The 14,655-nt window shown below is 36.2% G+C and carries 15 protein-coding genes; all 15 read left to right on the forward strand.

All coding sequences use genetic code 11. The features are described 5' to 3' along the window. The first annotated feature begins 128 nt into the window (after positions 1-128). The 15 genes from ACSVH9_RS00130 to ACSVH9_RS00200 all read left to right on the forward strand — a co-directional run bounded on the left by ACSVH9_RS00130 (position 129) and on the right by ACSVH9_RS00200 (position 14,610). A complete protein-coding gene (locus tag ACSVH9_RS00130) occupies positions 129-710 on the forward strand; it encodes a zeta toxin family protein (protein WP_438061949.1) in 582 nt (193 codons plus the stop codon). Beyond that, the gene (locus tag ACSVH9_RS00135; protein ID WP_201296286.1) at positions 700-846 is read left to right on the forward strand and encodes a hypothetical protein; all 147 of its coding nucleotides are present in this window, start codon (positions 700-702) and stop codon (positions 844-846) included. Before ACSVH9_RS00130 ends, ACSVH9_RS00135 begins: the two co-directional genes overlap by 11 nt. 132 nt (positions 847-978) lie before the next feature. Then, positions 979-1,974 (forward strand): isoaspartyl peptidase/L-asparaginase family protein, encoded by a 996-nt coding sequence (locus ACSVH9_RS00140; RefSeq protein WP_438061950.1) that lies wholly within the window; start codon positions 979-981, stop codon positions 1,972-1,974. Between the two features lie 500 nt (positions 1,975-2,474). After that, the gene (locus tag ACSVH9_RS00145; protein ID WP_438061951.1) at positions 2,475-3,149 is read left to right on the forward strand and encodes a copper homeostasis protein CutC; all 675 of its coding nucleotides are present in this window, start codon (positions 2,475-2,477) and stop codon (positions 3,147-3,149) included. A gap of 385 nt (positions 3,150-3,534) precedes the next feature. Continuing rightward, positions 3,535-3,927, forward strand: coding sequence for a hypothetical protein (locus ACSVH9_RS00150; protein WP_438061952.1), 393 nt, complete (start codon positions 3,535-3,537; stop codon positions 3,925-3,927). 54 nt (positions 3,928-3,981) lie between these two features. After that, the gene (locus ACSVH9_RS00155) at positions 3,982-5,202 is read left to right on the forward strand and encodes a DNA cytosine methyltransferase (protein ID WP_438061953.1); all 1,221 of its coding nucleotides are present in this window, start codon (positions 3,982-3,984) and stop codon (positions 5,200-5,202) included. After that, positions 5,199-6,338, forward strand: coding sequence for a restriction endonuclease (locus ACSVH9_RS00160; RefSeq protein ID WP_438061954.1), 1,140 nt, complete (start codon positions 5,199-5,201; stop codon positions 6,336-6,338). The genes ACSVH9_RS00155 and ACSVH9_RS00160 overlap by 4 nt, the downstream gene beginning before the upstream one ends. A 254-nt stretch (positions 6,339-6,592) precedes the next feature. Beyond that, positions 6,593-7,168, forward strand: a complete 576-nt coding sequence (locus ACSVH9_RS00165; RefSeq protein WP_438061955.1) for an outer membrane beta-barrel protein — start codon at positions 6,593-6,595, stop codon at positions 7,166-7,168. Positions 7,169-7,233: 65 nt separating this feature from the next. Next, a complete protein-coding gene (locus ACSVH9_RS00170) occupies positions 7,234-8,967 on the forward strand; it encodes a DMP19 family protein (protein WP_438061956.1) in 1,734 nt (577 codons plus the stop codon). A gap of 559 nt (positions 8,968-9,526) precedes the next feature. Beyond that, entirely contained in the window at positions 9,527-10,975 is a 1,449-nt protein-coding gene (locus ACSVH9_RS00175; protein WP_438061957.1) for an FAD-dependent oxidoreductase, read from the forward strand. Positions 10,976-11,710: 735 nt separating this feature from the next. Beyond that, entirely contained in the window at positions 11,711-12,340 is a 630-nt protein-coding gene (locus ACSVH9_RS00180; protein WP_438061958.1) for a hypothetical protein, read from the forward strand. Positions 12,341-12,961: 621 nt separating this feature from the next. Continuing rightward, positions 12,962-13,444, forward strand: coding sequence for a glutathione peroxidase (locus ACSVH9_RS00185; protein ID WP_024981277.1), 483 nt, complete (start codon positions 12,962-12,964; stop codon positions 13,442-13,444). A gap of 2 nt (positions 13,445-13,446) precedes the next feature. After that, entirely contained in the window at positions 13,447-13,896 is a 450-nt protein-coding gene (locus ACSVH9_RS00190) for a MarR family winged helix-turn-helix transcriptional regulator (protein ID WP_298297473.1), read from the forward strand. 169 nt (positions 13,897-14,065) lie between these two features. Next, on the forward strand, positions 14,066-14,302 hold the full coding sequence (locus tag ACSVH9_RS00195) for a hypothetical protein (protein WP_438061959.1): 237 nt from the start codon (positions 14,066-14,068) through the stop codon (positions 14,300-14,302). Continuing rightward, complete coding sequence (locus ACSVH9_RS00200; RefSeq protein ID WP_159686848.1) at positions 14,293-14,610, forward strand: type II toxin-antitoxin system RelE/ParE family toxin; 318 nt, start codon at positions 14,293-14,295, stop codon at positions 14,608-14,610. The genes ACSVH9_RS00195 and ACSVH9_RS00200 overlap by 10 nt, the downstream gene beginning before the upstream one ends. The last annotated feature ends 45 nt before the right edge of the window (positions 14,611-14,655 follow it).

Genomic DNA, 14,655 nt, shown 5'->3' on the forward strand with positions numbered 1-14,655 from the left:
TCTAGACCTTTTTTTTGTTAATTGGCATTGACTCGTGTAAGTTCGAGAGTTTTATTGTTTTTAGCGAATTCAAAAGACTTTAATGGTTTGTGAATGGATAGTAATTGATTTTTTCTATATTTGATAGTATGGAAGAAAGAAACTTATACATTATTGCAGGGTGTAATGGAGCAGGAAAAACGACCGCTTCATTTACAATTTTGCCCGAAATATTGGATTGTAAAGAGTTTGTAAATGCAGATGAAATTGCCAAAGGACTTTCTCCTTTTCAACCTGAAAAAGTTGCGTTTGAAGCTGGAAGAATTATGCTTAATAGAGTAAATGAACTTCTTTTGCAAAGGGTTAACTTCGCTTTTGAAACAACACTTGCGACGAAAAGTTACAAAAACAAAGTTCTTGAAGCTAAAAAGAGTAATTATAATGTTGTTTTACTTTTTTTTTGGTTAAAGAATCCTGAATTAGCCAAGGAAAGAGTAAAAACAAGAGTTTTTGAAGGAGGGCACAATATTCCAACAGATGTTATTGAAAGAAGATACTTTAAAGGGATTAAAAACTTATTCGATATTTATATACCAATTACAGATCAAGTTCTTATCTTTGATAACTCAGAAGGTAAACCTCAATTAATTGCTGAAAAATCAAGTACTGATCAACTTATGATTCTTGATGAAAAAAAGTTTACTGAATTAAAAAAATATTATGACCACTGAAACTAAAATAGAGCGAAGAAATAAAATTCTAAAGGGACTGGAAAAAGCCTATGAGAAAATGCTTGATTTTAAAAAAGAGCGTAAAAGTGAGCTTGTAATTATTAGAGACAATAAAATAGTGAAGATAAAATTATAAGATAGTTAAAGCACTATTCTTGCAAGTTACTTAGTTTTTCCTTTTTTTAATTTTTTTGATTATTGGTGTTTTGTTATATGTTTGGGATTGCATTTATTTCCCTAATTTGGTCACAACCAAAAAAACAGTACCATGACCAACCGTCGCCAATTTTTAAAAACCGCCTCAATTGCCTCAGCCGCTGTGGTTTTACCTTCGTTTGCTGCTACTTCAGAAGAAACATCTATTCCAGCCCCTTCCAAAGTCCGAAAACCTATAGTATTGTCCACTTGGAACTTTGGTCTTCAAGCCAATGCTGCCGCTTGGGAAGTCCTCAAAAATAATGGCAAAGCCTTAGACGCAGTAGAAGCAGGGGTCAAAATTCCCGAAGGCGATCCCAACGAACGCAGCGTAGGGTACGGTGGCCGACCTGATCGCGACGGACGTGTCACGCTCGACGCTTGCATTATGGACGAAAAAGCCAATATTGGTGCCGTGGGTTGTTTGGAACACATCAAGCATCCTATTTCGGTGGCGCGTGCTGTGATGGAAAAAACGCCTCATGTGATGTTGGTAGGTGATGGCGCTCTGCAGTTTGCCCTTTCGCAAGGATTTGCCAAAGAAAATTTATTGGTCGAAGCCAGCGAAAAAGAGTGGAAAGAATGGCTCAAAACCAGCAAATACAAACCCATTGCCAATATCGAAAACCACGATACCATTGGAATGATTGCTTTAGACAGTCACGGCGATTTGTCTGGCGCTTGTACCACTAGCGGTATGGCGTTCAAGATGCACGGACGTTTGGGCGATTCGCCCATTATTGGAGCAGGTTTGTATGTCGATAACGAAATTGGAGCCGCTACCGCCACAGGACATGGCGAAGAAGTGGTGCGTATTTCGGGTTGTCATTTGGTGGTTGAGTTGATGCGACAAGGAAAATCTCCACAAAAAGCCTGCGAAGAAGCCGTGGCACGCATCGTAAAACTCACCCAAAACCGTGGCAAAAACCTCAAAGATATCCAAGTTGGATTTATTGCGTTGAACAAGCAAGGCGAGTATGGTTCGTATTGCATTCAAGGTGGATTCAATTATGCGGTGCACGATGCTTCGGGCAACCAACTCATCGATGCGAACTACTTTTTAAAATAATTTAGAAAAAACAGTAAACGAAACCATTGAGAGAATGAGATATTTGATGAACAAAGGATAGTTAAATGTTTGCAGATACAAATTCCCCTCTTGAGAGGGGTTAGGGGTGTGTTTTTTTGCTTTTTGAAATAATAACTTTTTCGATTGCTAGTCTACTTTGAAAGCATCATATTTAAAAAAGTTAAATGACTTAGTTGCAAAAGTAGTGGTAAATTAGTTGTGCCAAATTAAACGGTAATGAATCTTAATTATTTTTATGCTAAAAAAACAATATAAAATGATGTTTACTTTGTCAGGTTGAGCGGTCATTCTGAGCGGAGTCGAAGGACGAAACCCTTCTTAAACAAAACGTAAATGGTAGTAGTTTATACTGAGCAAAGTCTAAGTACAGTCGAGAACCAGAAGAGCCTCTCGACTGCGCTCGAGGTGACAAAAAAGACGATAGCAACCGAATTAACGCTCTTCATAGTAAAAAGTAAAGTCTGTAACTAAGAATAAAAATGAACCAATTAGAAATCGCCTGTTTTAGCATAGACGCCATTGCCATCGCCCAAGAAAATGGCGCCGACAGAATCGAATTATGTCTCGACCGAGCCGCTGGTGGCATCACACCTCCTTTCGAAATGGTGCAAGCCGCTCGTGCTCTGACCACCGTAGCGCTCAATGTGATGATTCGCCCACGCGAAGGCGATTTTGTCTACACCGAAACCGAGTTCCAAGCGATGAAAAACAGCATTACCGCTTTCAAAAATCTCGGGGTCGATGGTTTTGTGTTTGGCATCCTCCATCCCGACGGCAGCATTGATTCCGAGGCCAATGCCGCTTTGGTGGATTTGGCACAGCCGTTGCCTTGCACCTTTCACCGCGCTTTCGATGGCATTGCTGACCCGCTGCAAGGGTTGGAAACGTTAGTGGCTTGTGGCTTCAAAACCGTCCTCACTTCTGGAGTGCGCACCAATGTGACCGAAGGCGCTGACCTCCTACAACAATTGGTCGCTCACGCCGGTGACCGCATTACGGTAATGCCCGGAGGCGGATTGCGTTCGAGCAATGCCCGTTGGCTGAGCCAAACCACCCGAGCCGTGTACTACCATTCCGCCGCGATTACCGACCACAGCGAACTTCCCAATCCCACCGAAGTCGCCTTGCTAAAACAGCAATTGAATACCCTTTAAAATCCTATTTTGGGCATGTCCCCGAGGCACACGATTTTGCTCAACCACAAGTTTCTGCACCTCGGGGTCGGGCTATACGCTATATCTCTTAGGGCGAACCCCGCCCCAAGAGGATGCCGCTCCCATCCCTCATGCGGGCAAGTCGGCAGTTTTTAGTGCTCAGAAAGCAGTAAGTAATGGTGATATTTTGTAAGAAGATTTCAGAAAATTTTTATAATTTTTGTGGAAAAATGGATATATTTGGGATTACATAAAGTATGACGCTTATCATACCTATATACCCTCAATTAGGGTGGATTTGTATTTATTTGTTATACATAAATATAAATATAAGTTGTAGAAATACAACCGAAACGCGAAGAAAAACAACTAAATAATAGAAAATATGCCAAATACCGGGAATTTTTACATTGCAACTCTTAAAAAAACACATTTAGGTTGGGGAACTCATAGAACAACAAACTCAAGACCAAAAATTAAGAATGAAGGATATATTCCAATACCGTTTAAATATGCTTTGTCTTTTCACATAACAAATTTGCATTATACTAAACAAAGTAATGTCTATAAGTTTAGCACCAATGACGGATTTATAAAAGACCATGAATTAAAAGCGTCAGGAAATCGAAAACGTGGAGATAAATATGCAAAAAACCTTCATGGGAATGGAGATTTGAAACTTTTGGGAACATGGTTTTTGCATAATAATATGCAAATTGGTGACCAAGTTAAAGTTGAGTTTGTAAGCCCGTCAGAAATTCTTTTGACAAAAATATAATCTTAAATTTCATTTAAAATTCTTAAATTGCAACTTTAATTTTAGATAAAGTAAATGAACGTATTAGAAAAAATAAGTATTGAAGAGTTTGATAGTAAAAGCTATCAGGTTAAACTTGTTGAACCATACGATAAAGCGCTAATTACACACTATTTACACAATTATCATAACGGAGTTTCAAAGCATTATAAAAAAGATGCAGTGAAAATTTTAAACAACTTTGTTGAATACAAACAAGTTGAAGAAAAAATAAATATTGTCGCAGAAGACGCTTTGCAACAACTTCTTTTTGAAGTTGAAAATGTTCCGTTTCCAACTCCAAAAAATTACACTTTTAAATTTATTGACCTTTTTGCAGGAATTGGTGGTTTTCGTTTAGCAATGCAAAACGTTGGTGGAAAATGTGTGTTTACAAGTGAATGGGAAACATCAGCTCAAAAAACTTACAGATTAAATTTTGGCGAATTTCCATTTGGAGATATTACAAAGGACCGTGTTAAAAATTACATTCCGCAAGAATTTGATGTATTATGTGCAGGTTTTCCTTGTCAAGCCTTTTCAATTGCAGGAAATAGAAAAGGATTTGCTGATACAAGAGGGACATTGTTTTTTGACATTGAGCAGATTATAGAAAAGCATAAACCAAAAGTTGTATTTTTAGAAAATGTAAAAAATTTAGTTTCTCACGATAATGGAAATACTTTTAAAACAATTATTTCAGTTTTAGAAGATAAATTAGGTTACAAAGTTTTTACTAAAATTTTGAACTCAATGACACATGCAAATATCCCACAAAATCGTGAAAGAATTTTCATTGTAGCATTTGACCCAAATCAAGTAGAAAATTATTCTCAATTTAAATTTCCTTCGGAAATTAAGTTAACAAAAACTATTCACGATATATTAGAAAAAGGTAAACAAGTAGATAATTTATATTATAAAGAAGACCATGCATATTTTCCAGAACTTGAAAAAGCGATGACTTCAAAAGACACAGTTTATCAATGGCGTAGAGTTTACGCAAGGGAAAATAAAAGTAATGTTTGTCCAACATTAACTGCAAATATGGGAACAGGCGGACACAATGTACCACTTATAAAAGACGATTTTGGAATTAGAAAATTGACTCCAAAAGAATGTTTTTTATTTCAAGGTTATCCCGAAAATTATATTTTGCCAAACTTGGCAAATAGTAAACTTTATATGCAAGCAGGAAATTCTGTAACTACAACATTAATTGAGAGAATTAGCAATGAAATCATAAGAGTTTTATGAAATCGTTCGCAGAAATAGACATTGAAAAAAACGGAAATTATTTGAAACTGCTTTCAGCAGTTTCAAAGCTTTCGGGTTTATTCAGTGATAGTGCGGTTCCGTTTATAAATTATCGTGTTGCCGAAAATATATTTTGTAGAAGTTTTGATGCGGATAATTTATCTCGTTCAGATACGGCTTTTGATGCAAATTATAATTCTGTTGGTGTTGGTTTGAAAACTTTTGTTTGTAATGGTAATTCTAGTACAGAAAAAATAGCGGAATTTAACTCATTATCAAGAACTTTACAAGATTTCAAAGGTGAAGAATTAGCTTTAAAACTTGGAGAGTTCAGAAACGATAGAATTAATTTAGCTAATCGTGTTTACAATATACAAGATTCACTTTATCATATTGTTGCTCGAAAAGAAAAGGAATTATTGCTTTATGAAACGGACTATAACATCATAGATGTTGCTAATATACATTCGGTTAAAGATAATAAAGCAAGTTTACAATTTGAAGATGGAAATAATTTATACACTTTCAATTATTCAAAAAGTACACTTTTTAGAAAATTTATAATTCCTCAAAATGCTTTTCATTTACCAATTGATATAATTGAAGACCCGTATTCCTTGCTCCTTGAATTGTTTGAGGAGAATAAGAATTTAAAAACTGCAACTGACAAACTTGTTAAGGGCGAAAATTATGTGATTTTGCCTCTTTATGGCATTCAGAAAGGAGAAAAATTTATTTTTGAAAGAAGTGGTTTGAATCAATGGAATGCGAATGGAAGAAAAAGAGATTTTGGAGAAATTTATATTCCAATTCCTGCGGAATTGCACAGGAAATATCCAAATTTTTTTCCAAAACGTGACCAAGATTTTAACTTACAAATTCCAACAGGAGAAATATTTACTGCAAAAGTTTGTCAAGAAAACTCAAAAGCCTTGATGACTAACCCAAATAAAGCTTTATCTGATTGGTTATTACGTAGAGTTTTGCAGCTTGCAGAAGGCGAATTGGCGACGATAGAAAAACTTGACAAATTAGGTTTTGATAGTGTTATAATTATGAAAGACGAAAAAGGAGATTTCAAAATTGACATTATGAAAACCAACACTTACACCGAATTTAATGCCGAAATTGCATAAAAGACATCAGTAATACATGCTACAAGTAATTTGGGAATTTGGCTTAATTTGAAATTGGTTTTGTATTTGGAATATTAGGCAAATTTGAATAATGGGCTTAATTTAGTTCCAAACTGCTTTAGCGCGGGAACGTTATCAGCAAGTTTATCCCCCCCGCTAGCGCGAGCGTCCCGCTCGTGTCCATAACGAAGTCTCATTACTAAAAGTAAGTTTACATAATTATAATAATCCATTTATCTAGATTTCAACACAAAATGAAGTATTTGACTTTTTCCTTACGTGCTATTGTTGCATTCGTTTTTTTTCTTTTTTCTTTTTCATCCCAAGCACAATTACAACCGGGTCGCTATTTTAATGCTTCGTTGGGTATTGGGTATAGCTTTCCTAATTCAGATATTGATGTAAGCGGTTCTGGGTTTTATGCTCAAGGTGAGTATGTGTACAATCTAACCAAATGGTTCGGACTTCGTCCTTATGCAGGTGTTATTCTTACCTCTCCAGATGATAACAAAGACCAACAATTTCCAGGAGATTTTCAGGTTAGTACCAAGGCTTTTGTACTTGGAGGAAAAGCTCGTGTTGCAGCACCCATTCCGTGGGTAGCTCCTTATTTTGAAGTCGGTATTGGAGCTTCGATGGGTTCATTCAAAACCATCACACCCGAATTCAATATCAAAAAAAGCGGCGTTTTGCTGCACGTGCCTTTTAGTATTGGTTTGGCTCTTGGTCGTAAGCATAATTTTGATGTTGGATTTACGTATTATATCCACGATGCTGCTGAGCAATTTAATGGTGCTTTTGCCATTGGATATTCTATTCCTTTAGAGTGATTTTTGTTATAGTAGAGCCACTTTTATAGTTGAAACAATAGTTGTAATAACGAACATTTTTACTGATGAAATATTTAATTATAAGATCGATAGTTCTAATAAGTTTTTTAAACTTTTTTGTTTGTAAAGCTCAAAATGAAGACGATCCTTATTGGAAGTTTGATAAAGACAAGCATTTTCGTCCTCAACTTGAAAAGGGAGATTTTTTTAAGTTAAAAGGTTATGATTTTGGTTGGTTTGTAGTTGAACCCATATCTAAATTTTTAAAGGATAAGAAGCAAGAAGTTCAACTTGTTCAGTCATTGTCTTTTGGGCAAAAAGCACTTTACTACTGGTTTAATTTCGATTCTCTTGTTGCAAATGGAGGGTTTTCTCTATTTTATGAAAATGATAATTCAAAATATGTTCCGACAATTATTAAAGGTCTAGAATACGTTGGAGCAACTGAGGCGGCAAGTCTTGTAAAAAAATCATTTATAATCTATAACAAAAACAAAAAACAAGAAGCTAAAAAACAGGATGTTGATTTGTTAGATAGTGATTTTAATGATGATTTTTATGAAATGTCTTTGTTGGATGAAGAGTATATGCGAATTAATGAAAAGACAATGACAATAATTGAAGATTACATTCGTAAAAATTCAAATGAGATTTGTCTTGATGAAAATGGCAATGAGTTTTATATGAATAGTAAAGGGCTTCAAAAGACATTTTATCCCAATAAAAATATTAAAGCAGAATTTAGTCTCGAACAAGGTTTGATAAATGGTAAATTCAAGTCTTTTTATGAAAATGGTAATCCAAAAGAGATAGTAGAATATAAAAATGGAAGACAAACAGGGGAGCGTAAAGAATATTTTGAAAATGGAAAATTTAAATATGATGTTTCAATAGATGAAAAGAAAGATTTAGCAATTCATAAATGGTATTATGAGAATGGAAAAGCAAAAAAACTTGAAACAAAACTACTCAATAAAGACGAAAGGTTTGGAGAGTACAAAGAATGGCACGAAAACGGAAAACTAGCAGTAATTGGATCATATAAATCAGGACGCGATGGACAATGGCTTGAATTTTATAAAAATGGTGGACCGAAAATCAAAGCTACTTATGCTGGTGGAGATTTCAAATTGATAAATTGTTGGAACGAAAAAGGGGAACAGACACTTACAAATGGAACTGGATTGTATGTTTATGAAATTTTAACGTTCGATAATAAAGTTCAGAGGCACGAGGAAGAGTATAAAAATTATAAAAGACACGGCAAGCAAAAAATCTATACTGATAGAATTCTTACTTTCTATCAAGAAATGGAAAACGGTAAGCATAACGGAATTACTAGACGTTATTATTTAAATGGGAATTTAAGGGATGAAACTATTTATGAAAATGATAAGGAGATTTCTTCATTCAAAAGATCAAAATTTCAAAATCCAAAAGTGAGCACAGTTATTGTATCAAAGTTATGTTCGGAATGTTATAAAAATTATGAGGATTATGTATTGCCTGATAATACCCCTTCACCAGTAAATCATTTAATAATCGCAGAAAAATTTAAAGCAGAAACGTCGATTTTCGAGCATTATAATGATGACTATATTTTGACTTATGGTTATTTTTTACATGTAGATGAAAAAGGAGCCATAGTTGAGATAAATTTTGCTGTAGCTGATAATGGGTGGTTGGATGAGCAAGTTAAAGCAAGTATGTCTGAATTGCTATTTGAACCAGCATTGAAAAATGGAAAGCCTGTAAAAAGCATACATTATGTTCAGTATAAATTAAAATTGACGGAATAGTCTATATCCCGCTCCCCACACGATTCTTACTTTTATATAAATTTATTGTATGTGCTGCTCGAACGTCTCTGACTTCGAGCTATTGTACGTCGTGTTGCCATCCGTAGACGTGATTAAAGTCTCACGACTTTTTACGATAACTATCTTTCGAATGATTACCTCTTCAAAAGGTTGAAAAAACTACAAAATAACCATTGGGCTATTTTGTAGTTTTTTGTTTTTTATAAGTTGTTATTGGGTTCTGAAAACAAAACGTCTCGCCTAGCCCCGATTGTAGTGGAAATCCTCTTGTGCCGGGGTTCGGCATAAGAGATTGTAGCGGAAAGCGGGACGACTCGTGTGGTGCGCAAAGAAGTGGTGCTTCTAGAAAAAATCACCGTTGTCGCCAATGCTCTCTCAGCTAAACATCAGGGGTATTATGCTTATCGCGCTTTTTTATTTCTACTTTTCTATTCCTGCTTTTTATTTGTCCCTTTAGATTAGTACGCCAACTCCAAAAAGCAGACTCGTATTTTATCGCTATTTTTGCACCCGATACGGTTGAGTAGTTGAATAGGATATGGATAAAAAGAATACGCCTTGCTGGAGCAGCTGTCCAGACTGTCAGGGGCAAGGCAAGAAAAGCCAAAGACTTCGAAAAAAAGTGCGATTGCAGTACCAGCAGTTGGTAGCCAAACTTTCGGCTGATGGTGAAGTGGTGGTGCCTGAAGCGCCCAAAGCACCTTTGGTGTCTTGTTCGTTATGCGGTGGTTCGGGTTTGATTCCTTCGGAAGCGTTTCCTGTAGTTGCTACTGAAAACTATCCGCATATTGCCATTATTGGTGGCGGAATAGGTGGCGTGGCGTTGGCTGTGGCTTGTTTGCATCGCGGCATTCCGTTTACGCTTTTTGAACGCGATACCCACTTTGAGGCACGTTCGCAAGGCTATGGACTGACCTTGCAGCAAGCGAGCAAAGCCATAGAAGGTTTTGGAATTTTTTCTTTGACCGAAGGCGTGGTTTCTACACGACATTTGGTGCACAAAACAGACGGAACCGTAGTAGGCGAGTGGGGCATGCGAAAATGGGTGCAGCCCACCGAAAAAAAATACACCAAACGCTCCAACATTCATATTGCGCGACAAGCTTTGCGTTTGGCACTAGTGGAGCAACTCGGCGGAAATGACAACATACAATGGGGACATCAGTTGCTCGATTTTCAAGAGGAAGCTTCGGGTAAAATCCAGTTGCGCTTTCAAGTCGGTGAGCAAGTCAAAACAGTTCCAACCGATTTGGTGGTGGGTGCCGATGGGATTCGAAGTGTCGTCCGTCAGCAATTGATTGGAGAGGAAGTTACTCCTTTGCGCTATTTGGGTTGTCTTGTGATTTTAGGGATTTGTCCTTTGGATGCCTTAGCGCCGCTTACCTCAGATTTGTTGGATTCGGCTACGGTTTTTCAGACCGCCAATGGTCACGAACGTATCTATATTATGCCTTTTACAGAGGATTCGGTGATGTGGCAATTGAGTTTCCCGATGGAAGAAGACGAAGCCAAAAAATTTAGCGCACAAGGCGCACAAGCCTTGAAGGAAGAAGCGTTTCGAAGAACGCAATGGCATTCACCAATTCCGCAAATAGTCGATGCCACAGCGGCTGCTCAGGTATCGGGTTATCCCGTATATGATAGAACTTTGTTGACCACAGCCCAGTTTGAAAACGCAGGAAATAGCACTTTGATAGGCGATGCCGCGCATCCGATGAGTCCGTTCAAAGGGCAAGGAGCCAATCAAGCTTTGTTGGATGCTTTGGCGTTGGCTCGTAGCATCACCAAAGGCTGTAAAGCTTCCTCTCACTGGAGAACAGTAGGATTGCGAAAAAGTGTTTTACTTCCATTTGAAGCTGAAATGATTGCCCGAAGTGCTGTTAAAGTCAAGGATTCTGCCGCCGCCGCTGAATTTCTGCATTCGGATATCGTGCTTTATGAATCGGATGAACCGCGTGGACGAATACTCAAACGCAAAAAGCAGTAAGATTTAAAACTAGAACGCGGATGACACGGATGGTACGGATTTTCGCTGGTTTGTTTTATATTGAATCTGTTTAAATCTGCGTCATCTGCGTGCCATTTTCAAAGTGTTTTCTAGTAATGAATTGTCTAAGCCAAAGTATAAATTTTATCATTATTAGAACGCGGATGACACGGATGGTACGGATTTTCGCTGGTTTGTTTTATATTGAATCTGTTTAAATCTGCGTCATCTGTGTGCCATTTTCAAAGTATTTTCAATAACAAGTTGTCGAAGCCAAAGTATAAATTTTAATCATTATTAGAACGCGGATGACACGGATGGTACGGATTTTCGCTAGTTTGTTTTATATTGAATCTGTTTAAATCTGCGTCATCTGCGTGCCATTTTCAAAGTGTTTTCAATAACAAGTTGTCGAAAGGAAAGTATAAATTTTAATCATTATTAGAACGCGGACAACACTGATTGTAGGGATTTTCGCTGGTTTTATATAGAATCTGTTTTTATCTGTTTAAATCCGCGTCATCCGTGTTCCATTTTCAAAGTGTTTTCAATAACAAGTTGTCGAAGGCTAAGAGAAAATTTTGGCTTGCTTTTTGGTTAAAGTGTAGATAGTGTTCTTTGCTACAGTATTTTATTATTGGAAAGAAGGTTTTGGATTCCATTGCATTCTTCTCTATTTTATAAAGTTGTTTTGTAGTCAAAGCGTATTTTATTAACTCTTAAAACCAAAAAAAGATGAAAAAAGTAGTGCTGTTATTTTGTGTGCTAGGAATTATTTCTTGCAAAAAATCTGAAGTAGCCTTTGCTGAAGCGCAACCTGAAAAAACCTCTGATTTATCGTCGTTTCCCAAACACTTATTAGGGGAATATTATAACGTAGAACAAGAAAAAGGCTTGAAAATTAGTCCGTTTCAAATCGTCAGATCGATGGTTATGAAAGATACCTTTAGCCGAAAAGATTTATCGAAATATGAGCGTATTACTGAAGATACATTAACCAATTTACAGACTTCAGAAAAATACGTTATCAAAAAAATCAACGATTCTCTTTTTACAAATTATGTGTTTGTGGATACTGTTTTTACTATCAATAAGGAAAATGTCTTACGCAAAATGAAAGGCTATTATTTCCTTAACTCCAAAAGCAGCAATGATGTATGGTTGGTAAAAAAACTTTTTCTTAAAAAAGGACAATTGGGTATTAATGCAATTGCCAGCAAAGAGGATATCGCCTTGCTAGAGCAAATTACAGAAACCAAAAGAGATACAACAACGCCATTTATAGTGCAACCTACAAAAAAGCAATTTAGAGCATTTGTCAAGAAAAATGGTTTCTCGGAAGGAGAAGTGTATTTGAAGAAATAGTTTGTTTTCCTTTATTACCTCGCTTACAAAGAAATAAAGGCTGAATAGAAGCACGAATTTCTCGAATTTTTTATCAATATATTGGGCTTGTTTGTTGATAGTCATATATAAATTGGTGTTAATTCGTTTAATTCGTGTTTTTTTTATTTACAAAATGCTTACATTTGAATCGCACACGATTTAATCGTAAAAGATAAAAAAATGAAAACAACATTCTTTCAAAACAGTATGCGCATTCTTTTGGGCGCATTTATGACTTACGCAGGTGTAAGTCACTTAACATTTAATAGAACGGCATTTTTAGCACAAGTTCCCAAATGGCTTACAACAGACCCTGGTTTTATGGATTTTGTGGTGTTGTCTTCTGGGATAGTCGAAATGGCATTGGGCTTAGCACTTATTTTTTGGGTGAGCCAAAAAATATACGTTGGAATAGCGCTTGGGATATTCTTTATTTTGATTTTTCCTGGGAATCTTTCACAATACTATTACGGCATTGATTCTTTTGGTTTGAATACCGATAATAAGCGTTTGATTCGTTTGTTTTTTCAACCTGTTTTAGTGCTTTGGGCACTTTGGTCCACTGGAGCTTTGACTTATTTATTGAAAAAGAGAAAGGCTATTTCGCAACAGTCTTTTTATGATTTTGAAGCCGAATCCATTCAAGGTAAACGCATTCCAATGAGTGCTTATAAAGGAAAAACAGTACTCGTTGTAAACACCGCTAGTCAATGTGGATTAACGCCTCAATACGAAGGTCTTGAAAAGTTGTATCAAAAATATGAGAGCCAAGGGTTGGTAATTTTGGGATTTCCTTGCAACCAATTCGGGAAACAAGAAAAAGGAAGCGCGACAGAAATTGAAACCTTTTGTCAAGTCAATTATGGTGTTAGTTTTCCAATGTTTTCGAAAGTTGAGGTGAATGGAAGCCAAGCGCATCCTTTGTTTGTGTATTTGAAAGCAAGTTTAGGAGGTATTTTTGGAAGCACCATAAAATGGAATTTCACTAAATTTGTCATCGATAAAAACGGGCGTCCTGTACAACGTTTTGCACCGATTACAACCCCTGAAGCCATCGAAAAATACCTTCAAGAAATCCTCTAACAATGGAAAAAGATTTTAGCACGTTATATCTCGAGAACCAACTTTGTTTTCCGTTGTATGCGGCTTCTCGTTTGACCACAAAGCTGTATACTCCTTTTTTGGAAGACTTAGGGATTACGTATCCACAGTATTTAGTGTTACTGGTTTTATGGGAAAAGAATGCACAAACCGTAACAGAAATAGGCACTCGTTTGGCTTTAGAATCCAATACGTTGACGCCTCTTTTAAAACGCCTCGAACAAAAGGAATTGCTCACTAGGTCACGTTCTTCGAAAGATGAACGAGCCGTTTTGGTTACTTTAACAGCAAGCGGGCAAGCACTCAAAGAACAAGCCGTTTGCATTCCGCAAAAGATTATGGAATCTTTTGCGAATGCTTCTGTCAGTCAAGAGGAGCTTTTAGCTTTTCAAAAAACATTGACTAAGTTGGTGGAGTTGTTGCGTGAAGAATAGTGGTTGTATTTTCCTTACTTGAGGTAGCCTTTTATTGTTCGTTTATAGAGCAAAAAGTTATCTTAAAAATGTCTTTTAATTCATTAGGTTGTATAATCTTTATTTTTAAAATAGTCATAAAGCAATTTAGGAGTTATTTTAATTTGTAATTTTGAAAAAAGATTGGAAAATGGATTTACAAACACGAAAATTAAATTTCATCCAAGACTTTCTAAAATTAGAGAGTGAAAAAACGATTGCTCAATTTGAAAAGTTACTTAGGAACACAGTTGCGAATGAGGAAGAACTGAATCCAATGACAGTGGATGAATTTCATAAAAGAATTAATAAGTCTCTGGAAGATGTTAAAAATGGTAAAGTAACGGATGCGAATGACCTTTTAACAGAAATTGAAAAATGGAGTTAAAAGTCAAGTGGACCGATTTTTCTAAGAATGAGTTGAAAAATATTTTTGAATACTACAAAGACAAAGCCAGTGTTGCTATTGCTAGAAAACTTGTCACAGGAATTGTAAATGAAACGTTGAGGTTAAAGCTTCAACCGACAATTGGACAAGAGGAAGAATTGTTGAAAAATAGTGATAAGGAGTTTCGATATATAGTTTTTAAAAATTATAAAATCATTTATTTCGTCAATAGTCAACTGAATACGATTGAAGTAGTTGATGTTTTTGATACTAGACAAAATCCAATCAAAATCAAGAGAACTAAATAGTAAATGCGATTGTAACTATTGTTTTACACCGTGCATTTCAAAACA

The organism is Flavobacterium sp. RSSB_23, assembly GCF_051547145.1.
Classification (GTDB): Bacteria; Bacteroidota; Bacteroidia; order Flavobacteriales; family Flavobacteriaceae; genus Flavobacterium.